19 protein-coding genes are annotated in these 22,853 nt (G+C 72.0%); 9 read left to right on the top strand and 10 right to left on the bottom strand.

Annotated features, from left to right (window positions below; all coding sequences use genetic code 11):
• A complete protein-coding gene (atpB, locus tag ETD85_RS09710) occupies positions 1-780 on the bottom strand; it encodes a F0F1 ATP synthase subunit A (protein WP_138689294.1) in 780 nt (259 codons plus the stop codon).
• 70 nt (positions 781-850) lie between these two features.
• On the opposite strand from atpB, the gene ETD85_RS09705 reads away from it, so the two are divergent.
• Together ETD85_RS09705 and ETD85_RS66730 are read left to right on the top strand one after the other, a co-directional pair.
• Entirely contained in the window at positions 851-1,579 is a 729-nt protein-coding gene (locus ETD85_RS09705) for a TetR/AcrR family transcriptional regulator (protein WP_138689293.1), read from the top strand.
• A 91-nt stretch (positions 1,580-1,670) separates the two neighbouring features.
• Positions 1,671-1,802 (top strand): hypothetical protein, encoded by a 132-nt coding sequence (locus ETD85_RS66730; protein ID WP_276617206.1) that lies wholly within the window; start codon positions 1,671-1,673, stop codon positions 1,800-1,802.
• A 42-nt stretch (positions 1,803-1,844) separates the two neighbouring features.
• On the opposite strand, the gene ETD85_RS09700 is transcribed toward ETD85_RS66730, so the two are convergent.
• From ETD85_RS09700 to ETD85_RS09690, 3 genes are all read right to left on the bottom strand, one after another.
• A complete protein-coding gene (locus tag ETD85_RS09700) occupies positions 1,845-2,903 on the bottom strand; it encodes a cobalamin B12-binding domain-containing protein (RefSeq protein ID WP_240779057.1) in 1,059 nt (352 codons plus the stop codon).
• A complete protein-coding gene (locus ETD85_RS09695) occupies positions 2,900-4,510 on the bottom strand; it encodes a PP2C family protein-serine/threonine phosphatase (RefSeq protein ID WP_138689291.1) in 1,611 nt (536 codons plus the stop codon). The genes ETD85_RS09700 and ETD85_RS09695 overlap by 4 nt, the downstream gene beginning before the upstream one ends.
• Before the next feature lie 116 nt (positions 4,511-4,626).
• Positions 4,627-5,586 carry a quinone oxidoreductase family protein gene (locus ETD85_RS09690; protein WP_138689290.1) on the bottom strand — a complete coding sequence of 320 codons (960 nt, stop codon included), beginning with the start codon at positions 5,584-5,586 and terminating at the stop codon, positions 4,627-4,629.
• Between the two features lie 86 nt (positions 5,587-5,672).
• Between ETD85_RS09690 and ETD85_RS09685 the strand changes: the two genes are divergently transcribed.
• On the top strand, positions 5,673-6,308 hold the full coding sequence (locus tag ETD85_RS09685; RefSeq protein WP_138689289.1) for a TetR/AcrR family transcriptional regulator C-terminal domain-containing protein: 636 nt from the start codon (positions 5,673-5,675) through the stop codon (positions 6,306-6,308).
• Between the two features lie 49 nt (positions 6,309-6,357).
• Here ETD85_RS09685 and ETD85_RS09680 read toward each other — a convergent pair whose 3' ends face one another.
• The 3 genes from ETD85_RS09680 to ETD85_RS09670 are packed head-to-tail and all read right to left on the bottom strand — an operon-like array spanning position 6,358 to position 9,232.
• The gene (locus ETD85_RS09680; RefSeq protein ID WP_138689288.1) at positions 6,358-6,921 is read right to left on the bottom strand and encodes a DAK2 domain-containing protein; all 564 of its coding nucleotides are present in this window, start codon (positions 6,919-6,921) and stop codon (positions 6,358-6,360) included.
• Entirely contained in the window at positions 6,918-7,919 is a 1,002-nt protein-coding gene (locus ETD85_RS09675) for a dihydroxyacetone kinase subunit DhaK (protein ID WP_138689287.1), read from the bottom strand. The genes ETD85_RS09680 and ETD85_RS09675 overlap by 4 nt, the downstream gene beginning before the upstream one ends.
• On the bottom strand, positions 7,916-9,232 hold the full coding sequence (locus tag ETD85_RS09670) for an MFS transporter (protein WP_138689286.1): 1,317 nt from the start codon (positions 9,230-9,232) through the stop codon (positions 7,916-7,918). Before ETD85_RS09670 ends, ETD85_RS09675 begins: the two co-directional genes overlap by 4 nt.
• Positions 9,233-9,308: 76 nt before the next feature.
• Between ETD85_RS09670 and ETD85_RS09665 the strand changes: the two genes are divergently transcribed.
• The 3 genes from ETD85_RS09665 to ETD85_RS09655 all read left to right on the top strand — a co-directional run bounded on the left by ETD85_RS09665 (position 9,309) and on the right by ETD85_RS09655 (position 14,002).
• Positions 9,309-10,190, top strand: coding sequence for a dihydrodipicolinate synthase family protein (locus tag ETD85_RS09665; RefSeq protein WP_138689285.1), 882 nt, complete (start codon positions 9,309-9,311; stop codon positions 10,188-10,190).
• A gap of 64 nt (positions 10,191-10,254) precedes the next feature.
• Positions 10,255-10,905 (top strand): GntR family transcriptional regulator, encoded by a 651-nt coding sequence (locus tag ETD85_RS09660; RefSeq protein WP_138689284.1) that lies wholly within the window; start codon positions 10,255-10,257, stop codon positions 10,903-10,905.
• An 82-nt stretch (positions 10,906-10,987) separates the two neighbouring features.
• Positions 10,988-14,002 carry a protein kinase domain-containing protein gene (locus ETD85_RS09655; RefSeq protein WP_170246603.1) on the top strand — a complete coding sequence of 1,005 codons (3,015 nt, stop codon included), beginning with the start codon at positions 10,988-10,990 and terminating at the stop codon, positions 14,000-14,002.
• 14 nt (positions 14,003-14,016) lie between these two features.
• On the opposite strand, the gene ETD85_RS09650 is transcribed toward ETD85_RS09655, so the two are convergent.
• Both ETD85_RS09650 and ETD85_RS09645 read right to left on the bottom strand, forming a co-directional pair.
• Positions 14,017-15,027 (bottom strand): LCP family protein, encoded by a 1,011-nt coding sequence (locus tag ETD85_RS09650; RefSeq protein ID WP_138689282.1) that lies wholly within the window; start codon positions 15,025-15,027, stop codon positions 14,017-14,019.
• 39 nt (positions 15,028-15,066) lie between these two features.
• Positions 15,067-16,179 carry a D-glucuronyl C5-epimerase family protein gene (locus tag ETD85_RS09645; protein WP_138689281.1) on the bottom strand — a complete coding sequence of 371 codons (1,113 nt, stop codon included), beginning with the start codon at positions 16,177-16,179 and terminating at the stop codon, positions 15,067-15,069.
• A gap of 130 nt (positions 16,180-16,309) precedes the next feature.
• Between ETD85_RS09645 and ETD85_RS09640 the strand changes: the two genes are divergently transcribed.
• On the top strand, positions 16,310-19,087 hold the full coding sequence (locus ETD85_RS09640; protein ID WP_170246602.1) for a methyltransferase domain-containing protein: 2,778 nt from the start codon (positions 16,310-16,312) through the stop codon (positions 19,085-19,087).
• Positions 19,084-20,124: a glycosyltransferase family 4 protein gene (locus ETD85_RS09635; RefSeq protein ID WP_170246601.1), complete on the top strand. Its 1,041-nt coding sequence runs from the start codon at positions 19,084-19,086 to the stop codon at positions 20,122-20,124. The genes ETD85_RS09640 and ETD85_RS09635 overlap by 4 nt, the downstream gene beginning before the upstream one ends.
• A 37-nt stretch (positions 20,125-20,161) precedes the next feature.
• Here the strand turns inward: ETD85_RS09635 and ETD85_RS09630 are convergent, their stop codons facing one another.
• On the bottom strand, positions 20,162-21,403 hold the full coding sequence (locus ETD85_RS09630) for a polysaccharide deacetylase family protein (protein ID WP_170246600.1): 1,242 nt from the start codon (positions 21,401-21,403) through the stop codon (positions 20,162-20,164).
• Between the two features lie 528 nt (positions 21,404-21,931).
• Between ETD85_RS09630 and ETD85_RS09625 the strand changes: the two genes are divergently transcribed.
• Entirely contained in the window at positions 21,932-22,822 is an 891-nt protein-coding gene (locus ETD85_RS09625) for an ABC transporter ATP-binding protein (RefSeq protein WP_170246599.1), read from the top strand.
• Positions 22,823-22,853: the final 31 nt, after the last annotated feature.

Below are 22,853 nucleotides of genomic sequence, written 5' to 3'. Positions count from 1 at the left end.
TCAGTGCTCGGGGTGCACGGACTGGCCGATGTACATCGCGGCGAGCATGGTGAACAGGTATGCCTGCAGGAACATGATGAACATCTCGAAGGCCGTCATCAGGATCGTCATCAGCACCCCGAGCACCCCCACCCCGAACCCGGGGACCGTGGGCTGCTCGATCATGAACCAGTAGCCGACCGCGCTGAAGAACGCGAGCAGCATGTGACCGGCGAACATGTTCGCGAACAGCCGGACCCCGTGCGTGAACGGCGCGGTGACGAAGATGTAGAGCAGCTCCAGCGGCGCGTACACGGTGATGGCCAGCGCCCTCGGCAGGCCGGGCGGGAACATCGCGCGCCGGAAGAAGCCGGCGAAGCCCTGGTGCTTGAAGCCCTGGTGGAGCTTCACCACGTAGACGACGCCCGCGAGCACCCAGGGGAAGTCGCTGTGGGAGTTCACCGGGAACTGCAGGAGTGGGACGACCCCCATGAAGTTCCACACCAGGATCAGCAGGAAGAGGCTGAACAGCAGCGGCATCCAGCGGTCGGCGTCCTTGCCCAGGAAGGGCCGGGCGACCTGGTCGCGGACGAAGACGTAGCCGTACTCGACGGCGTTCTGCAGCCCGCGCGGCACGAGCCGGGGGCGGGCGAAGGCGCGCCACACCACCGCGCACACCAGCAGCGCGCCCCCGACGGCCAGGAGCGCCGGCTTGTTCAGCCACTCCGGTGCGCCGTCCCACAGCGGCGGTAAATCGAACAGCTCCGTTCCGGGAGCCTTGAACCTTTCCTCCGGCGCCATCCCTTACCTCCTCGAAGAAAAACTGAGTACAGCGTACTTGGTTTTTCGGCGGCCGGTACGGTGGGGTTTCATGGCGCCGAAATCCACCGAGAGCATCTGGACGCGGCCCGAGCAGCCCGCCCGCGGTCCCCGGCCGAGCTTCAGCCGGGCGCAGCTCACCGAGGCCGCCATCCGGGTCGCCGACGCCGAGGGGCTGGACGCCATCTCGATGCGCCGGATGGCCGCCGAGATCGGCTCGGGGACCATGTCGCTCTATCGCTACGTCTCCAGCAAGGACGACCTGATCGACCTGATGTCCGACGCCGTCGCGCCCGAATACTTCCCGCCCGATGTCACCGTGACCGGCGACTGGCGGGCCGACGTCCGCGCGCTGGCCGTACGCACCAGGCAGACGATGCACCGGCACCCGTGGCTGGCCGTGCTGTCGGTGACGAGGCAGTCGGCCGGGCCCAACCGCGTCAGGCTGATGGAGTCCTCACTGAGCCTGGTGGCGGACATCGGGCTGAGCATCGACGGCATGCTCAACGTGGTCGGGTCGGTCGCCGCCTACATCAACGGCTTCGTCTCGGCGGAGCTGGCCGAGGCGGAGGCGCTCCGGCGTACCGGGCTCGACCTGGGCCAGTGGATGGCCAGGCAGGGGCCGTTCCTCCAGTCGCTGCTGCAGAGCGGGGACTATCCGCTGTTCACCCGGATGACCGTGGAGGGCGGTCGCGAGCTGACCGACCCGGACGAGCGGTTCGCGTTCGGGCTCGACCGGCTGCTCGACGGCATCGCCGCGGCCCTGCCCCCGGCGCCCTGACCGCGCGGCCCGGCCCCGGCCGGGCCATCCAGTGCCCGCGCCACGTCGAAGAGAGGGTAGAACCCGCCGATCGTCGCCGAAGGGAATCCACATGCGTGCCGCCATCAGGGTCGTCATCATGCTCGCCGTCGCACTGATCGCCGTCGTGGCCGTGCAGGCCGCGGCCTCCGCCGCCACCGCCATCGAGTACGGGCTCATCGCCGGGCTCATCGCCGTGGCCTGAACCCCGCCTGAACCCCGCCAGAACCCCGGGAAGATCCTGGACTCAGCGCCAGGGCCCGCCCGATCGCAGCACGTCCTGCGCCTGCGCCAGCGCGCTGAGCGCCTTGGGCATGCCCGTGAGACGGCGGGCCAGGGCGTCCAGGGCGGAGAGCAGCACGCGTTCAGGGACGTCCCGCGCGGCGAGGATGTTCGCCAGCCAGCCGGTGAAGGAGGCGAAGAGCTCGGGGTCGTCCACGTACACGGCCGCCCGCAGGAAGTCGACGAGGTAGGCGACGTTCTCGACGTAGGGCCTTCTCGCTTCCTCCCCGCCGCCGCTCTCCGGGAAGCCGCCCGTCTCCGGCCGGTCCTCCTGGCCCAGCTCGCCCATGACGCCTCTCACCAGGTCCGCGGCCGAGCGGGTCAGCGACGTGTACTCGTGGCAGGCCACGTACGGCGCGCGCCCGGCGGGCTGACGCGGCACCGGCCCGGCCGCCAGCAGGCCGGCGGCGGAACGCGCGTCCGGGGCCCAGGCGTCGGCGCCGAGCAGGCGGGCGTACCGGCCGTCAGGGCCGAAGGCGGCGCCGCCGGCCAGCACCGGCGTGCCCGCCGCCTGGCAGGCGGTGATCGCCGCGTGCGCGGCGGGCAGCCGGATGCCGAGCGAGCTGGACAGGGCCACCGCGTGCGGGTTCGTCCGGTGCAGGTGCGCGACCAGGTGGGGGGTGGGCACCTGCGCGCCCAGGAAGTCGATCTGCCAGCCGCGCACCCGCAGCACCTCGGCCAGCAGCCGCGCGGGGAAGGCGTGCCACTCGCCGTCGATGCACGCCACCGTGATCCGTCCCCTGCCCGGCGCCGGGTGCTCCTGCCAGGACGGGTGGTGGGCCAGGGCGGCCAGCACGCGCTCGTTGACGGCGGTCGCGGTGTGCTCCTGGGCGACCGAGATGCGGTTGGCCGCCCACTCGCGGCCGACGCGCGCCTGCACGGGGGCGACGACGTCCAGCAGCAGGGTCTCCATGGGGACGCCGTCGTCGATGGCGGCCATCGCCGCGGCGGCCGCGGCGTACTCGTCGCCGGCCGTGGCCGCCGCCCACAGCGCCTCGATGCGCTCCTCGATGTCGTCCGTCACCTGAGCCAATCTCCCTCTGCGACGTGCGGGAGATTGCGCGGGGCCGTGATGGCGACCACCGCCATGTCGTCGTGATCGCCGTCGCCCACCCATTGGGAGGCCAGCATCTGGACGCGCTCGGCGAGTGCCTCCGGCGGCATGCCCGCGCACTCCTTGAGCTGCTCGGCCAGCCGCTCCTCGCCGAAGAACTCATCGCCGAGCGGACCGCCTCTGGCCTCGATGATGCCGTCGCTGTAGAGCAGGCACGTCTCGCCGGACTCCAGCACCACGTCCTCGGTGACGCTGGTGATGTCCTCCAGCACGCCGATCAGCGTGCCGGCGGACCCGGCCTCCTCGACTCGGCCGTCATTGCGCATGATCAGCGGGGGCGGGTGCCCGGCGCTGGTCAGCCGCAACGCGACCCGCGTGCCGTGCCGCTGGAACGAGGCCAGCACGAGGGTGACGTACCGCGTCGCGCCCGCGTCGGTGAGCAGCACGCCGTTCAGCAGCTCCAGCACGCGATGGTGGTCGTCGGCCATGGGCAGCAGGGCCCGCAGGGTGTTGCGGATCCGCCCGGTGAGGACGGCGGCCTCCAGCCCCTTGCCCGACACGTCGCCGAGCACCACCAGCGACTCCCGGCCCGAGCCGGCCGCGGGATGCACGTCGTAGAAGTCGCCGCCGACCTGCTCGCTGGGGCCGGCCGGGCGGTAGAGCGCCGCGATCTCCACGCCGTCCAGCCGCGGGGTGGCGGGCGGCAGCAGCTCCGCCATCAGGGTCTCGGTGATGACGGCCTGCTCGGCGTACAGGCGGGCGGCGGAGATCGCCGCACCGGCCCACACGGCGAAGAGCCGGACGAACACCTCCTCGGCCTCGGGGAAGCCGGGCCTGCGGGCGCGGCGCAGCAGCACCAGCGCGCCCGCGGGCAGGCCGTGGCCGGGCAGCGCGGTCACCTCCACGGACCCGACCTCGCCGAACTCGTCGCGGAGCACCCAGGCAGGGGCATCCACCGGGTCGATCCAGCGGGCCGGCACCGGCGGGAAGCCCTGCAACGCCTCGTCGAGGCCGGGCAGCGCGCGCGGGTCGACGGTCGCGTGCTCGCAGGACACCCTGCCCCGCGGGTCGCAGGAGGCGATCGTGTACCGGCGGCCGGCCATCGGCAGGACGACGAGCGCCGCGTCGGCCAGCCGCCGGGCGGCCAGGCGCGCGGTCGCCTCCAGGCAGCGGTCGGGGTTCAGGGACGACAGCAGCTCGTTGGACGCCTCGGCCAGGAACCCGGTCCACTCCCGGTGGGCGCGCAGCGCCTCGACGGCCTGCTCGTGCCCGGTGACGTCGATCAGCCACCACAGGACGCTGTCGCCGCTCCGCGCGGGGTACGCCTGGAACACCCGCTCGCCGATCGAGCCGCTCGCCGGTTCGTACCCGGCGACGCCCCCGCCGGCGCCGGCCGGGGACGGGAGCCCGATGGGCAGCAGGTGGTGCGCGTGCGACAACCACTGCGGAACCGCGCGGGCCAGCGGCACGCCCGCGACCGCGTCGGGGATCAGCGTGCGCGCCGCCCTGTTCGCCTCTTCTATGACGCCGGCGGCGTTGACCGCCAGCATCGGGTACGGCGCGTCTTCCCACACCATCCCGATCGTGCCCCGTCCAGACGACTCTCCAGACTCGTCACACTACCGACAGTGGCCGCGGCCTTCTTCACGCCATATCACTCCTTTGCAGTAACTTTCGTCAGCAGGAGTGACCGTCACGGCAGCACGACGAGCCGCCGGCCCTTGAGATCGGTCCGCCGCCAGGCGGTCTCGATGTCGCTCAGCGGGACCCGCTCCAGGTCGAACGTGAGCTCGCCGGACTGCGCCCACTTCACGATCTGCCCGTACGCCTCGCCCATGACCTCGGGGCCGAGCCCCTTGGCCGCGCCGTAGATCTCGACCCCGGAGGTACGCAGGCTCCCCGCGGCGAGGCCGAGCTCCGCCCCGGCCGACTCGCCGATCTGGATCACCCTGGTCGGCTTCGGGAACGCGAACGACTCCGGGACCAGCGAGCGCAGCAGGATCTCGGTGGGCCGGCCCCAGAGGAAGTCCACGACGACGTCGTAGCCGTCGCCCTTGGCCTCGGCGAACGCCCCCGCCAGCGCCTCGTCGGGGACCACGGTGTTGATCACCGTGTCGGCGCCGAGGGCGAGCACCTCGCGAAGCTGCTCGTCGTCACGGCCGGTCGCGACGATCCGCCCCGCGCCGAGCAGCCTGGCCACCTTGACCGCGAGCCGCCCGGCGACCCCGGTGGCACCCTGCACCAGCACCGTCTCGCCGGGCACGAAACCCGCGGCGGTCTTGATGGACATGCCGGTGATGGCCGTGCCGAGCACGGTCGCGACGGCCGGATCGACGCCCTCGGGGATCGGGACGAACGCGCCGGCGGGCACCACGGTCCTCTCGGCGAGCGCGCCGTAGGGCAGGCGCGGGTTGCCGAACCCGACGAGCGTGCCGTCAGGCAGCGCGCCGATGCCGTCGAAGGCGGGGATCACCGGCAAATGGGCGATGAACTCGCCGCTCGCGTAGTGGGTGCCGGCCGCGAACGCCTTGTCGACGTTCTCGACGGCGACCGCCCGCACGTCGATGAGCACCTCCCCCTCCCCCGCCACCGGGTCGGGATAGTCCTCATAGCGCGGAACGCCGCCGACCTCGTGTAAGACCGCTGCTTTCATTGTGGCTCCCTGCCCTCTCGACGATCTTCTCTATCACCGATAGAGAGACTCTAACACTGATAGAGTACGCAGGGAGGTAGCGGAAATTGACCCTCGACAGACAGCGAATCGTCACCGAGGCCGTGGCCCTGCTGGACGCCGAGGGCCTCAACGGCGTGACCCTGCGGAAGCTGGCCACCAGGCTCGGCGTGCGATCGCCGACCCTCTACTGGCATCTGCCGAACAAAGCGGCCCTGGTCACCGCCATCGCCGAGGCGATCCTTGAGCAGGAGTTCCCCGAGCTGGCGGGCCCCGAGCCCGGGGAGCGCTGGCAGGACTGGCTGATGGGCCTCGCCGAGCGGCTGCGCCGGGCGCTGCTCGCGCACCCTGACGGCGCCCGCGTCATCTCGGCCTCCCAGCTCTCGCTCAAGATGGCCGCGATCTCCGAGCTGGCGATGAGCGCCCTGGTGGCGCGCGGCATCGCGTTGCGGGAGGCCCGCCTGATCGTCCTGACGGTCGAGCGCTTCACCGTCGGCCACGTCCTGGAGGAGCAGGCCCCCCGGCCGGGCGAGGAGGAGCTGGAGGGCTTCGACATGGCCGCCTTCGCCGCGGCCCACCCCACCGTGATGGCGGGGGTGAGCGAATACTTCGCGCCCGGCCGCACCGTGGACGACCTGTTCCGCGAGTGCCTGGAGCTGATCGTCGAAGGCGCCGCGGCGAAGATCCGCCCTCCCACGCAGTGACGGCGGGGCCAGTGGCGCACCGCGAGCGCCGCACGTCGTGACGGCGGGGTCAGGAGCTCTCCGCGAGCGCCTGGAACAGCAGGGCCACCCCCACCGCCCCCGGGTCGGGCACGCCGCGCGCCCGGTCCCCGACGTAGCTGGCCCGGCCCCGGCGGGCGACCAGCTCCGCCGTGCCGCGCGCCCCCTCCGCGGCGGCGCGGGCGGCCTGCTCGAACGTGCCGCCCCGCACCAGCTCGGCCACCGCCGGCGCGAGCGCGTCCACCAGGGTACGGTCGCCGACCTCGGCCTCGCCCACCCGCTGGATCGCGGCCAGCCCGGCCTGCGCCCCCGCCGCCCAGCCGGCGCGCGGATCCTCCTCCAGAGCCCGGCCGAGCTCGCTGAACAGCAGCCCGAACAGCGGCCCGCTGGTCCCCCCGACCTCGTCGAGGAAGATCCGGCCCGCCACGTCGAACCCGTGCTCCTCCCCCGGCTCGGCCAGCACCCGTTCCAGCCCGGACCGCAGGTTGTCGCCGAAGTCGCCATCGCCGCTGACCTGGTCCAGCCTGGTCAGCTCGGCGTGGGCGTCCGCCACGGCGGCGGCGTAGCGGCGCAGCACCTCTGAGCCGGTCATCATGCCTCCTGAACGGGGAACGCGGGCGTCGACACGGGTGCCCGCCACCAGCGGCGCCACCCCTCGTCGAGCCGGGTCAAGGTGATGGAGAAGCCCGCCATGTCCAGCGCGGGCACGAACGTGCCGACGAGCGACTCGGCGACGCCGAGCCCGCGCCCGCCGAGGTCCTCCGCCACGTGCTCGAAGATCCCGTACAGCTCCAGCTGGGTGGTCGCGCCCAGCCCGTTGACCAGGACCAGCAGGTCGTCGGAGCCGGCCGGGAGCCCGGCGAGCAGCTCGTCCAGCATGCGCGCGAGCAGTCGCGGCAGCGGGGGCCGCTCGATCGTCCTGGCCGCCCGCTCGCCGTGGATGCCGACGCCGTACTCCAGCTCGCCCGTACCCAGCTCGAAGGCCGGGGCGGCGGTGTGCGGCGAGGTCTGCGCCCGGGAGGCGACGGCGAGGCTGCGCGAGGCCGCCGCGACGGCGGCGCCCAGCCCGGCCAGCTCCTCCAGCCCGCGCCCCTCGTCGGCGGCGGCGCCGAGCAGCTTCTCCACCACGACGGTGGCGCCGGTGCCGCGCCGGCCGGTCGCCGTCTGCGCGCTGTCGGTGGCCAGGTCGTCGTCGACCAGCACCCGGCGGACCTCGATGCCTTCGAGCCGCAGGCGCTCGGCGGCGATGCCGAAGTTGATCCGGTCGCCGGTGTAGTTCTTGACGATGTGCAGGACGCCGCCCGGACCGGCGGCGGCCCGGCTGGCGTACAGCACCTGCCGGTTGTGCGGGGAGGCGAACACCTGCCCGGGCGCAACCGCGTCGAGCATGCCGCGGCCCAGGAAGCCCGCGTGCAGCGGCTCGTGTCCCGAGCCGCCGCCGGAGACCAGGCCGACGGCGCGGCGCGGGTCACGGTCGCGGGCGCGCAGGAAGGCCGGGTCCTCGCTCAGCTCCACCAGGCCCGCGTGGGCGCGGGCGAAACCGCGCAGCGCCGGGGTGACCGCGTCGTCCTCAGGAAGGAACAGGCCGCTCACGGGCGCACCTCCCCGCTGCCGAGCCGGCCGGCCGCCACGCTGGACACCAGGGCGATCCCGATCATGTACGCGACCAGCCAGGTCCAGTGCCCGCCCCCGGCCGCCAGCAGCGCGGTGCCCGCCAGCGGCGCGAGCCCGCCGCCCAGGGTCGCGCCCACCTGCTGGGTGACCGACAGCCCCGTGTAGCGGACCTGCACCGGGTAGAGGTTGGCGAACAGGGCCGCCTGCGCCCCGTACATCGAGCCGTGCCCCACCGCCAGCCCGAGCACCATGGCGATCGTGGTCAGCGCGAAGTCGCCGGTCTGCACGAGCAGGAAGAACGGCACCGCCAGCACGGCCTGGAACACCGCGCCCGCGATGTAGACCGGACGCCGTCCCACCCGGTCCGACAGTGCGCCGAACAGCGGCAGCGTGAAGCACTCCGCGAGGCAGGCGATGAGCACCGCGAGCAGCACGGGCCCGCGCGGCAGGCCCAGCTCGGTGGTGACGAACGCGATGGCGACGACGTAGTAGACGTTGAACAGCCCGCTCTCGGCGATCTTGGCCAGGATGGACAGCGCCACGTTGCCGACGTGCCGGCCGAACAGCTCCTTGACCGGCACCGTCCGCACCTCGCGCTCGGCGCGCATCTTGACGAACTCGGGGCTCTCGCTCAGGTGCAGCCTGATGTAGAAGCCGACCGCGATCAGGACGATGCTCAGCAGGAACGGCAGCCGCCAGGCCCACGACTCGTACGCGCCGTCGGGCAGCGCGACGTCGAGCAGCGTCACCAGGCCGACCGGCAGCAGCACTCCGGCCGGGGTGCCGATGTGCACCAGGGACGTGGACAGGCCCTGCCGCTCGCGCGGGCTGTACTCCAGCGCCATCAGCACGCCGCCGCCGTACTCGCCGCCCATGCCGAGCCCCTGGACCAGCCGGATCAGCACCAGCAGCAGCGGCGCGACGACGCCGATGGAGTCGTAGGACGGGATGAGGCCGATGGCGAACGTGCCCGCGCCCATCATCAGCATCGTGATGATCAGCACGTTCTTGCGGCCCAGCTTGTCGCCGAAGTGCCCGAAGATCAGGCCGCCGAGCGGCCGGGCGAGATAGCCGACGAAGAACGTGGCGAACGCGGCCAGCGTCCCGACCAGCGGCGTCTCGGCCGGGAAGAAGACGTCGTTGAAGACGAGGGCCGCGGTGGTGGCGTAGAGGGTGAAGTCGTAGTACTCCACCGTCGTGCCCAGCGCGCTGGCCCACACGACGCGCCTCAACGGCGTCTGACCGGCAGCGGGCCTGGGTGGTGCGGTGGCGCTGTCTATCGAGCTGTCCATCGGCATCCCTTCTGGTAGTCTGATATATCAGACACTAGATTTAACGAGACCGCAACATCCGGGACGAGGAGTCTTAATGCTGGATCTGCACGGGATGATCTCCACCGTCGTCACGCCCTTCGACGACAACGACGAAGTGGACCTCGAGCTGCTTCGCGCGGAGGTCAAATATCTGCTCGACGCGGGAGTGACCGCCATCTGCGCGTGCGGCAGCACCGGCGAGGGCCAGACCCTGTCGCTGGAGGAGAGCACGGCGATCTGCCGCGTGGTCGTCGAGGAGGTGGCCGGTCGTGTGCCCGTGATCGCCGGCGTGATCCAGAACTCCACGGCCCAGGTGATCCGCTACTCCCTCGCGCTGAAGGAGGTGGGCGTGGACGCGTTGCAGATCACCCCCGTCCACTACGTCTTCGCCCCGTCGGCGGAGGAGACCGTCGCGTACTACCGCGAGATCGGCCAGGCCGTGGACCTGCCGATCGTGCTCTACAACGTGGTCCCGTGGGCGCTCGTGCCGGTGGACGTGATCGAGCGGCTCGCCGAGGTGCCGCAGCTCGTCGCCGTCAAGCAGAGCGGTGGCGACATGCACCTGCTCGTCGATCTGCTCGCCCGGGTGCGCGACCGGTTCACCATCCTGGCCGCGCTCGACGACCTGCACTACCCGGCCTTCATGCTCGGCGCGCACGGCGCCCTGGCCGCCATCCCCACCGTCACCCCGCGGCTCAGCGTCGAGCTCTGGGACGCCGTACAGGCCGGCGACCACGCCCTTGCCCGCGAGCTGCACGAGCGTATCCTCACGGTGTGGCGGGCGATCGACGGCCCCAACCTCCCCGCGACCCTCAAGGCCGCGCTCCAGCTGCAGGGCCGCGACGGCGGGCTGCCCCGCAAGCCGTTCGCCCCCGCGAGCCCGGCCGAGCGCGAGCGCATCGCCACGGCGCTCCGCGCGGCTAATCTGATCGCCTAGCCGCCCCACACTCGCATAAAGGGAGACATAAGTGCCGCCTCTGGCGAAGGGCTCATCCCTAGTCGTGGACTCGATCGCGGACCAGCTCTACGGGATACTCAGCGACCGGATCACCACCGGGGCCTACGCGCCCGGAGCACGGCTCGACCCGCAGGCGGTCGCGGCAGAGTTCGGCGTCTCCAGGACCCCCGTCCGCGAGGCGCTGGCCCGTCTCGAACACGACCAGCTCATCGTCACGCGACCCCGGTCGGGCACCTTCGTCGCCCGGCCGGGCGTCGCCGACGTCCACGAGGTCTGCCAGCTCCGCAAGGGCATCGAGTGGGTCGCCACCGGGATCGCCGCCGCCGCCATGCCCCTGGAGCAGATCGCCGACCTGCGCGCGGAGGCCGTCGAGGCGCTCCAGCGGGCCGAGCGCGGCGACTACGAGCCGTTCTTCGCCAGCGACAGCCGCCTGCACAACGAGATCGTCGCCGCCACCGGCAACGCCCGGCTCATCAAGGCCCGCACCTCCACCGAGCCCTTCGTCCAGTGGCTGCGCGTGCTCGGCGCCACCGGCCCGCACCGCATCGCCGGCTCCACCCGCCGCCACCTGGAGATCCTCGACGCCATGGCGGCCAGAGACGCCACCACGGCCCAGCAGGCCGCCGCCGTCCATCTGGACGAGGTGGAGGAGTGGACGATCGCCGACATGGAGTCCGAGGCCATCACCACCTGAGCACGCGCTGCGCCATCTCTGCCGGGTGGACCTTGTGGCCCCTATGATCGGATTAGCCATATTCCCCCCCGCCAGGAGTCTCGTGCCGGACATCCAGCCTCTCAAGCCTGGAGATCCCAGGTCCGTGGACCGGTACCGGATCACGGGCCGTATCGGCGAGGGCGGCCAGGGGACGGTGCTGCTCGGAGTCGACGACGACGGCGGCCAGGTGGCGATCAAGATCATGACGTCCGTCAACGCCGACGACGTGGAGTCCAGGCTCCGCTTCCAGCGCGAGATCGAGGTCGCGTCCAAGGTCGCCTCGTTCTGCACGGTCCGCGTGCTGGGTCACGGGATCTGCGACGACCGCCTCTACATGGTGAGCGAATACATCCCTGGAGAGTCGCTCCAGCAGCACGTGCTGGCCCGGGGGCCGCTGGACGCCTCCGCGCTCACCCGGCTCGCCGTCAACACCTCCACCGCGCTGCTGTCCATCCACAACACGGGGATCGTCCACCGGGACTTCAAGCCCAGCAACGTCCTGCTCGGCCCGGACGGGCCCTACGTGATCGACTTCGGCGTGGCCCGCGGGTTCGACGACAAGACCGTGACCATCACGGGCGTCCTGGGCACGCCGGCGTACATGTCTCCTGAGCAGCTCGCCGGTGACCGGGTCACCCCGGCCTCCGACCTGTTCAGCTGGGGCCTGACGATGATCTTCGCGGCGCTGGGCCGGCCGCTCTTCAGCGGCAACACCATCGCCGCGATGGCGATCACGCTGCGCCAGGATGAGATCGACCTCAGCGGGATCACCGAGCCGCTGCGCTCGATCATCGCCTCCTGCCTGGTGCGCACGCCCGAACGGCGGCCGACCGCGCGCCAGGTGCTCAACTCCCTGATCGGCCCGCCGTCCGTGCCCGACCCCGCCGATCTGCCGCGTCCTGGGCCGCGCCCGGCGCCGTTCACGCCCTCCGTCGTGCAGTTCGTGCCGCCGGACTCCCCGATCGTGCCCTTCGCGCCGCCCGACTCGGTTCCGGTCTCGATCCCCGTCACCGTCCCGCCGGCGGACCCCGTGACGCCCGACCCGCTCTCGCAGCCCACCGGCGCGACGCCCCTCTCGCCGCCCCCGGGCCGCCGGGCGCGGCGGCTCGCGGCCGCGGCGGCGGTGCTGGTGGCGCTGGGCGGGGCGGGCGCGGTGGTGGTGCCGCAGCTGGTCTCGGCGCCGGCGATCTCCCCGGCCTCCGCGCCGGTCACCGGTTTCGGCGCCCCCATCGGCTGGCGGCCCGCGGGCCACTTCGCGGCGGTCACCGCCGTCGCCACCGCCACGGTCGCCGGGCGCCCGGTGATGGTGACCGGCAGCGAGGACGGCACGCTCCGGCAGTGGGACGCGCGTACGGCCAAGCCCGTCGGAGGGCCGATGACGGGCCACGGCGACTGGGTGCGGGCCGTGGCGACCACCACGGTGAACGGCAAGCCCGTCGCGGTCACCGGCAGCGACGACAAGACCGTACGCCTGTGGGACCTCACCACCGGCCATCCCGTCGGCGCCCCGCTCACCGGCCACACCGGCGCCGTCCTCGCCGTCGCCACCACCACGCTGGACGGCAAGCCCGTCGCGATCACCGGCAGCGACGACAAGACCGTACGCCTGTGGGACCTCACCACCGGCCGCCCCGTCGGCGCCCCGCTCACCGGCCACACCGGCGCCGTCCTCGCCGTCGCCACCACCACGCTGAAGGGCAAGCCCGTCGTGGTGAGCGCCGGCAAGGAGCGGGTGCTGCGGCTCTGGGACCCGCAGACCGGCCGGCCCGCGGCCCCGGCCAGGGCCGGGCACACCGACTGGGTGCGGGCGCTGGCCGCCATGCCGGACACGGTCGTCTCCGCCTCCGACGACAAGACGGTCCGGGTGTGGGATCTCGCCTCCGACCGGGTCAGCACGATCAAGCACCTGCCCGACGTCGTGATCTCGCTCGCGGTGATCAAATCGGGGACGGGCTGGACGCTGCTGGGCGCGGGCCGTGACGGCGTAATCCGCGGCTGGGACACGACCGGCAAGCCGGTGGGCACCCCGCTCACCGGGCACACCGGTTTCGTCATGGCCGTCACCGCGGCCGTGGTCAACGGGGCGCCGTTCGCGTTCTCCGGCGGCGCGGACAAATCCGTGCGTGCGTGGGACCTCGGCAGGTGGACCGCGTCCGCCACGGCCGCGGGCCAGCCGGGTCATTCCGGCGGGGTCAAGGCGGTCGCGCTGGCGAGCGTGGGCGGAAAGCCGGTCGCCGTCTCGGGCGGGGCGGACAAGACCGTCAGGATGTCCGACCCCTCGACGGGCGCGGCCATCGGCACGCCGCTGCTCGGGCACACCGACCAGGTCATGTCGATGACCGCCGGCACCGTGGCGGGCAAGCCGGTCGCCGTCAGCGGTGACGCCGGGGGCGTCCTGCGGATGTGGCGGCTGGACACGGGGGCCGCGCTGGGCAAGCCGCTGGCCGGCCACCGCGGCAGCGTCAACGCCGTCACGATGATCAAAGACGTCATCGTCTCCGGCGGCGCGGACGGCAGCCTGCACAGGTGGAACGCGGTCACGGGAGCGCCGCTCGGCGCGCCGATCCCCGGGCACCGCAAGCCGATCAGGGCGCTGGCCTCCGCGCTCGTCGACGGCCGCCCCGTGGCGATCTCCGCGAGCGAGGACCACGAGCTGCGGCTCTGGGACGTCACCGCGGGCAAGCAGATCGGCGCCCCGCTCACCGGCCACGACGGCGTCGTCCTCGCGGTGGCCACCACCGTGGTCGGCGGCCGTCCCGTCGCGGTGTCGGCGGGCGAGGACCGCACGCTGCGCCGCTGGGACCTGATCACCGGTACGGCCATCGGCGCCCCGCTCGCCGGTCACACCGACTGGGTGCGGGCGCTGGCGGCGGACGGCGAGCGGGTGGTCTCGGCCGGCGACGACCGGTCGCTGCGCGTCTGGAACCTGGCCACGGGCGCGGCCGTCGGCAAGCCGATCGCCGGTCACGCCGGCCCCGTGTACGCGCTGGCCGCCGGTCCCGCCGGCGGGACCACGATCGCGGTCTCCGCCGGCACGGACTGGACCGTACGCGCCTGGAACATCGGCGGCGAGTGACCGCCTGACCGCGGTTATCTGACCTCGTCCACCGAGTTGCCGGGGCCGGTCTGTTTGACGTATTCGCGCGCCCGGTCGGTCTTGATCGCCTCGCTCAGCGCCCGGGTCTTGCGCTCGTCCAGGTAGACGACGCTCTGCCGGCCCTCCATGCCGGTGCCGCGGGTGGGCATCGTGAAGAAGCCGGACTCGCCCAGCCCGGCCAGGTCGATGAGGCGGCTCCTGAGCATCGCCAGGGTCACCCCGTCGTCCACGGTGACCGACTTGGTGATCGCGCGCAGCAGCCCGTCGACCTTCGCCGGGTTGGTCAGGGTGCCGGCGCTCAGCACCCGGTCCGACAGGGCCTTCAGCAGCGCCTGCTGGCGCTTGATCCGGTCGAAGTCGCCGCCCGGCAGGTTGTAGCGCTGCCGGACGAACAGCAGCGCCTGCTCGCCGTTGAGATGGTGGCGTCCCGCCGTCCAGGTGGTGCCGGTGTTGGTGTCGCGCACGGTCTTGGCGACCTCGACGTCCACCCCGTCCACCGCGTCCACCGCCGTGGCGAACCCCTTGAAGTCGATCGCGGCGTAGTGGTCGACGCGGATGCCGGTGAGCGACTCGATGGTCTTGATCAGCAGCGCGGGCCCGCCCCAGGAGAAGGCCGCGTTGATCTTGGCTCGGCCCCGGCCGGGGATGGACACCCAGGAGTCACGCGGGATCGACACGACGGTGGCGTGCTCGCTGTCCTCGGAGAGGTGCGCCAGCATGATCGTGTCGGTTCGCTGCGAGCCGGGCTGCCAGAGCGCCGCCTTGGCGTCGTCGCCGGTGGTGGTGCCGTCGGCCCTGCGGTCGGTGCCCACGAGGAGCCAGGTCTCGCCGAGCCCCGGCTTCGGCTGCGGGCGCTGCTTCTCCTCCTCCTTGGAGGTGGGCAGAGCCGCGGGCAGCCGGACGATGTCGCTGTCGAGGCTGGCCTGATAGACGAAGAACCCGCCGGTCGCGAGCGCACCCAGCAGCGCCAGGGAGGCCAGGGACACCCACAGGAACCGACGCATCCCTCGTTACCTCCCAAGAGCTGTTAGTGGACTTTATAGCTAATTGCCGGGAAGCGCCTTGCCGTCGAGGTATCCGAGCCAGCGCTTCTCGATCGCGCTGTAGCGTCCGCCGGTGATCGCGTCCAGTGCCGAGAGCTGGGTGACGTGCAGGGAGTGATAGCTCCAGCGGGCGGGGTTGGGCGCCGTCGCCGGCGTCCGCGTGTAGTGGAGAAGGTCGTAGGTGGTCCGGTACGACAGGTCATAGAGAGGCAGGACCCGGTCCAGGGTCCGCAGCCCGCGCTGGAACATCTCCTTGGCCGTCGCGTCACCCAGGAGCTCGCCGACGTCGTACACGCCGATCAGGGCGAACAGGTAGCCGTTGAGCACGTGGGTCGCGGTCGGCGTGGGGTACTCCTCGTACCAGTCCAGGCGGTCCTCGAAGCGGCGCAGCACGCCGCCCTGCTCCACCTTGGTGCGCAGGGGCACGAGCGCGCGCAGCGCGGCGGCGCCGTAGCGCGACTCGCCCGTCTTGTCGCGCATCTTGGCCAGGAACGCGGCCCCGATCCCCTGGGCCATCCCCGAGTACCAGCCGGCGCGCAGCTCGCCCGCCAGCCCTTCCCGGTAGGAGTAGTCGAAAGGCACCGGCCAGCCGCCCTTGGCGTCCTGGTGTTCCAGCAGCCAGCGGGCCACCGTCTCCGCCTTGGCACGGTATTTCTGGTCGCCCGTGACGACCCACTTGCTGTAGTTCTCCATCCCGTATTGGACGACTTCAACGGGATATTGGAACGTGCCGAAATCGTAGGTGCTCACCGGGATTCCGTCCGAGCCGATCGAGATGCGCCGCCAGGTGGTCACGTCCACGCCGGCGAAGTGCAGCCAGGGCCCGCGCGGATCGTGCTTCGCGATCAACGGGGTCTCGTCCTCGAAGTACTCGGCCCGTACGACGCCGTCGGAGCCCGTGGACACCACTAGGCCCAGGCGCTTCTCCAGCGCGTCGAGCGGCACGTAGAGCTCGTCGTCGACGCGCAGACCCGGCACCGTCTCGCGCAGGAGGCTGACGGGGGCCTGCACCGCCGGGACCGAGGACGGCTTGCGCGGGCCCGCGGGCTCCGCCGAGGTGCAACCGCCCAGGAGACACAGGGCGATCCCGTGGATGAGGAACTTACGAAACACCAGCACCTTGCCTACCGCCCTTAACGGCTTTTTCAAGAAATGGTAATGTCGGGCCCTCACTGATCATTCCCCAGGGGTTCCTGCCCATATGAACCATGATCGCGTCCATTGTGCCTATAACGGGATAGATGTGGATCCCGAGACTCAGGCGCTGACCAGGAACAGGCTGCACTGGCTGCTGGATCACCTCCCGTCGGGACGGATCCTCGACTTGGGCTGCTCGCAGGGAACCCTGTCCATCCTCGCCGCTCGCCGCGGCGAGCGGGTGACGGGCGTCGACGTCGAGGAGGAGGCCATCGCCTTCGCCGCGGGCCTGGCCGCCGAGCTGCCCGCCGACGTGGCCGCGCGGCTCGCCTTCGTCCGGGGCGACGGCGGCCGGCTGGCCTTCGCCGACGGCTGCTTCGACGCGGCGGTCGCCGGGGAGCTGCTGGAGCACGTGGCGGACCCCGGGGCGGTCCTGACCGAGCTCCATCGGGTCCTGGCACCGGGCGGGACGCTCCTGGTCTCCGTGCCGCACGGGCTGATGCCGCACCACGACCACCGGCGTACGTTCTACCGCGCCGGCTTCCGCCGGCTGATCGAGCCTCTCTTCGAGATCCGCGAGCTGACCGCGCTGGACCGGCACATCGCCGCGGTGGTCGTCCGCAGGGAGACGCCGCTCGGCGCCCCGGCGTTCCTGCTCAGCCAGGAGGAGGCGGATTTCCTCGAACGCGAGGAACGCCTGGAGCAGCAGCTGCAAGGGCTGCGCGAGAAGCTGACGCGGGCCAACCGCCTCTACCGGGACGTCACCGAGTCCAACGCCGAGCTGAAGGCGCAGCTCGGCGAGAGCAGGGCCGGACAGCACGTGCTCGACCAGCTCTCGGCGCTCCAGGACACCGTCGGGCGGCTGTCCACCAGCATCGCGGACGGCGCGGTCACGGAGCGGAACGACCTGCAGGAGCGGTTCGGCGCGCTGAGCGAGGACCGCGACCGGCTGCGGGCGGACCTCCGCGCGGCGGAGGTCGAGATCGGCCTGCTCCGCGACTCTGCCGGCGCCGCGGAGGCGGAGCGGAGCAGGCTCCTCGAGTCGGTTCACGGGCTGACCGCCGGCCTGGAGACGATCCGCGAGACGGCCGACGCCGTGACGGCACAGCGGGACGAGCTGCGTGCGCTCCTCCGGGCCCAGACCGAGGAGCTGCGTACCGCGGAGGCCGCCCACGCCGAGGAGCTGCGTACCGCGGCGGCCGCCCACGCCGAGGAGCTGAGCACCGCGGCGGCCGCGCACGACGAAGAGCTGCGCGCCGGGGCCGCGGCCCACGGCGAGGCCCTGAGCAGGACCGAGGCCGCGCACGCTGAGGCGCTGCGCGGCCTGCGCGATCGGATCGCCGAGCTGGGCGACGAGCTGCGGAACCAGCAGGCCGCCCTGGACCGCCTCCGTACGGTCTACAACGGCGAGCGTCACCGGCACGCGCTCACCCAGCAGCGGCTGGACAAGCTCGTCGCGCTCGAACCCAAGCTCAGGCAGGAGAACGACCGGCTGCGGGCCAAGCTGGAGACGGTGACCGGCCGGCTGGCCGACTACCGCGACCAGGTCACCAGGATCCGCTCCTCGCGGGCCTGGCGCATGCTGTCGGTCTACCGTCAGTTACGCCGCCCTGGCCGCCCGGAGCCGGCGCAACAGCGCCTGGAGATCAGGCCCGCGACCTCCTCCCCCGGCGCCCCGGCCCGCACGGTCGTCCTGCGCCCGTCGACGCCGCCCGCGCCCGCGCCGCAGCCCGTGCCGGCCGCGCCGGTGCCGCTGGAGGAGTTCAGGATCGGCCTGCACGAGTGGATCGAACGGGCCAAGGCGGCCGAGGGTGACGAGGTCGTGCTGATGTTCTCCGGCACCACCTTCGTGCAGGAGGCCAGGGGCAACAGGCCCATCCGCCTCACGCGCGTCTACCTCGGCCGCGACTGCCCGGTCTTCTTCAACTACTACCGCTGGCGCGACACGGACCCGCGGCCGTCGCACCCCGACCCGCTGCTGTTCCAGAGCCCGATCGACATGACGCCACGGCTGCTCGACGAGGTGCTGAGCGCCGACTTCGGCGGCAAGCGGAAGCTGCTGTTCGCCTCCTTCCCGCACGAGACGATGGTGCGGACGCTCACCCACGCCGCCTCGCTCGGCTGGGTGACGATCTACGACGCGCGCGACGACTGGGAGGAGTTCGCCAAGATCGGGATGGCGAAGTGGTACCACCCCGGCTACGAGCGCTACGTCGTCGCGCACGCCGACGCGGTCACCGCGGTCTCCGCGCCGCTGGCCAGGAAGATGGAGCTGCTGGGCGGCCGCAAGGTGAGCGTCAACGCCAACGCGCTCGACCCGGCCTTCCCCGCCCCCACGACCCCGCGCGCTCCCGACGCCACCAGGATCGGCTACTTCGGGCACCTGACCGACAAGTGGTTCGACTGGGACCTGGTGATCCGCGCGGCCAAGACCTATCCGCACTACATCTTCGAGCTGGCCGGTCACCAGAACCCGGACCTGCGGCTGCCGGAGAACGTGCACCTGCTCGGGCTGCTCGGCCATCGAGAGCTGGCCGAGCTCAGCGCCGGATGGGCGCTGGCGCTGATCCCGTTCAAGAACGGCGCGCTGGCCGACGCCGTGGACCCGATCAAGGTCTACGAGTACCTCCATCTCGGCCTGCCGGTGCTGACCACGTACTTCCCGCAGTGCGCCGACTATCCGGGGGTGCGCGTCACCGAGTCCGCGGCCGAGTTCGTCGCCGCCATACCCGAGCTCATGGACTCCGCCCTGGACGTGGACGAGGTCCGTTCCTGGCTCGCGCGCAACACCTGGGAGTGCCGGGTGGACGCGTACTCCGAGATGGCCGAGCAGGTCGTGCGCAAGGGCCGGGAAGGTCTGCTGACGCTGCTGGAGTGCCGATGAAGGTGCTGTTCTGCTACCGCTACGGTGTGATCGGCGGGGTGTCCACCCAGCTGCTCAACCGCTACACCCATTTCTCGGCCGAGTTCGAGGTCGGCGTGCTCTACGAGTCCGACCACGGCATGGTGGCCCACTTCCCGCCGGGCGTGGCCAGGGTGGCGGCCACCGACGACGCCCGCGAGGCCGCCATCCGCGAGGCCGAGCCGGACGTCCTCGTCGTGATCGACAGCCCCAGCTTCCTGTCGGCGTGGCAGCGCGCGGGCTCGCCCGGGTCCTTGATCCTGGAAGTGCACACGACCACGGCCAACCTGTCGTATCTGGGCGACCTCGCGGTCCGGCCCGACCACATCGTGACCGTCAGCGAGTACATGCGCGGCAAACTGGGCGCGCTCGGGCTCTCCCCGATCAGCGTGGTGCCCAACTGCCTGGACGAGCGCTGGTACGCCGAGACCGTCCCGCCCGCGCTCGGCTCCTCCCCGGTGGCCTGGATCGGCAAGCTGGACGGGCACAAGCGCTGGCGGGCCGCCGCCGACCTGCTCGACCGGATCGCGGCGGCGCGCCCAGGCGTCACGCCGCTGCTCGTCGGCGGGTACACCGCCCCGGCAAGCGAGGTGTCCGCGCTGACCACCAAGCTCGCCACCTCGCCCGCGCTCGGCTCGGCGCGCTGGCTGCCGCGCGTCGACTACGACATGATGCCCGCCCTCTACTCCGCCATCGGGACGAACGGCGGGCTGACCGTCTCGACCACGACCGACGAGTCGTTCGGCATGTCGGTCGCCGAGGCGCTGGTGCGCGGGTGCCCCGTGATCGCGCCCGCGGTGGGCGCGCTGCCCGAGATCCTCCCCGAGGAGGCGCTCTACCCGCCGGGCGCCTACGCGGAGGCGGCGGACAAGGCGCTCAGGGCGCTGTCGGACGCCGGCTTCCGCGCCGCCCTGCTGAGCACCGCGCAGCTCGTCAGGGAGCGCACGCACACCGAGTACGCGCTGGCCGCCTTCCGCAACGTGCTCCAGCGCAGCGCGAAGTCGGCGAAGGTCGCCTGACCCCGGGCGGCTTCGGCCCAACGCGAAGCCGGCGGCTTCAGCGCAGCGCGAAGTCGTCGAAAGTGGCCTGGCCCGGCGCGGTCAGGACCAGGCCGAAGCTGACCCCCGCGGCCCGCGCCGCCGGGGGCTTCCAGGTGGCCTGCCGCCAGGACGTCGTGGCGGGGAAGACGGGGCCGTCCGCCCAGGGCGTCCACACCCCGTCGCCCGTCCGCCTGCTGACGGTGAACCGCACCGGCGCGGTCGAGGTGTACCAGACCGACAGGGCGCCCGCCCGGGGCGCGCAGTCGCCGTCGTCCTGCTTGATCGCGAGCCTGAGCTGCTTCGGATCGCCGCCGGTCACCTGGATCCGGCCGGCCCAGCGCCCGGTGTGCGCGCCCGCCACCCGGCCGAACGTCGCCGTCTTGGACCGCCCGTCGAGCTGCCAGCAGTCGGGGATGCCCTCCTTGCCGAAGTAGTTCTCGAGCGAGGCGTTCAGCACGATCGACGGGGCCTTGATCTGCGGCACGGGCCGCACGTCGCCGCCGATGACGTCACCGACGGTCCGAACGGGGATCTCGCGCCCCTTCAGCCAGTCGAGGAACCCGGTGAAGACCGCCGGCTTGACCCCCAGCGGCCCGCAGTCGTCGCAGTAGTCGTGGAAGACGAGGATCGCCCAGGTCTTGCGCTGCTCGGCCGCGATCACGTACTGCTGGATCTCGGCGGGCGTGGTGCTCGCGCCGACCGCGAGCGGCGTGTTGAGGTTGTACGGGTCCCGCGGCTTGATCCGCTCCGCGGCGGCCCCGGCCCGGCCCCTGCCGCTGTTGTAACCGCACTCCCGCACCACGGACTCGGCCGCCGCGCTGACCGCGTGGAAGGGATAGGCGAAGGACCTCGGGGTGAAGCCCATGGCCTCCAGCCCCGACCGGTCGGCGCACACCTCCCGGCGCTGCTCGTCGGGATGGAGCTCCGGCAGCCTGGCATGGGTACGGGTGTGCCCGCCGATCTCGTGCCCCGCCTGCGCCAGCCGCGCCAGCTTGGGCTGGTCGAGATAGCCGGAAGCCTTGGTCCTGGTGCTGTGGACGTAGAACGTGCCGGTCAGCCCGCGTTCGGTCAGCTCCTGCGCCATCTGCTCCTGTCGGGCCAGCCCGTCGTCGAAGGTGAGGGAGACCACGCCCCCGTCACCCGGCACAGCAGTCGGTACCGTGGTCCGCGCGGCGGTCGGGGCCGGGGACGGGCTCAGCCCGCCGCAGCCGGTCGCCAGCACGGCGATCGCCACTCCCACCGTCACCACATGACGCACTGGTCTCTCCTCCCGCACCTCGGCGGCGGACATCTTCCCATGTACGCCAGATCCGCGAAATGGGGAATCTGTCCTGACACGTCAACAGCAGCGAGCTAAATGAGCAAAAGTCAGATGTTCGGGCACACAAAGATACGATCGATCCACAAGTGGGTAATGCTCACCGCTCAACGCACGTGACCGACCGTACTGGCTGGCCTCGTCTCCATCACGACATCTGGGCCAGATCCCGTGTACACCCCACGTGAGGAGGCCTCGCCCATGTCGAGATCCACGCTGGCGACCCGCGAGTCCCGATCCCCCGCCGTCGAGCCCCCTGCCGTCCGGGCCGTGGACCAGGACGTTCGCCCGCCCGCCGCTCGTCGCATTCCTACAGTATTGACACGCTGTGTAGCCCGGTGTTTACATTTGGCCCCAATGGCAAGATCTACCACACAGCTACTGCGAAAACGGGTGAATCGTGCGCATGTTACCCCGGCGTTCAGCACGCGGGCTCAGCGAGCGAGAGCTGCGCTGAGCATGCGGCCGATGCTGGAGGCAGTGAGCCTGACGAAGCGATTCGGCTCGGTCGCGGCGATCAACGATGCCAGCTTCGCGATCAGGCCGGGCGCCATCACCGGCTTCCTCGGACCGAACGGCGCCGGCAAGTCGACCATGCTGCGACTTTTCCTCGGCCTCACGCACCCCACCTCGGGCGCCGCGCTCATCGACGGCAAGCCGCTGCGCGAGTGGCCCGTCCCCAGCCGCAAGGTCGGCGCCGTCCTCGACACCCAGTGCGTGCATCCCTCCCGCCGGGCGATCGACAGCGTGCGGTGGGCGGCCTGGCTGGCGGGGGTGCCCGCGTACCACGCCGAGGAGCTCCTCGACCGGGTCGGGCTCGGCGCGGTGGCGGGCCAGCGTACCGGGAAGTTCTCCGTCGGCATGCGGCAGCGCCTCGCGCTGGCGATCGCGCTGGTCGGCGACCCCGAGATCGTGGTGCTCGACGAGCCGATGAACGGGCTCGATCCCGAGGGCATCGCGTGGCTGAAGGAGCTGCTGCGCGGCTTCCGTGACCAGGGCCGTACGGTGCTCATCTCCAGCCACCTGCTGGCCGAGCTGGAGGACCTGGTGGACGACCTGGTGGTGATCGCCCGCGGCAAGATCATCGGGAGCGGGTCCGCCACGGCGTTCATCGACCGCTTCCAGACGCAGACGATCAGCGTCCTGTCGGACAAGCCCGAGCCGCTGTGCGCCGCGGTGATCGACGCGGGCGGCGAGGTCATGGAGATGCAGGGCCAGCGCATGGAGATCAGCGGGCTGACCTCCATCCAGCTCGGCGAGATCGCGCGTGACGCCGGGATCGCGCTCCTGGGGCTCACGGAGGAGCGCAGCCTGAAGCGGGCCTTCTCCGAGGCGACCGCCAACATGACCGACCTCTGACGATCTCCCCCAGGGCCGCCGGCCGGCCGCT

Origin of the sequence: Nonomuraea zeae (assembly GCF_005889725.1) — a bacterium.
GTDB classification, from domain to species: Bacteria; Actinomycetota; Actinomycetes; order Streptosporangiales; family Streptosporangiaceae; genus Nonomuraea; species Nonomuraea zeae.
The sequence above is the reverse complement of the archived record's forward strand: the minus strand, read 5'-3'. Positions and strand labels throughout refer to the sequence as shown.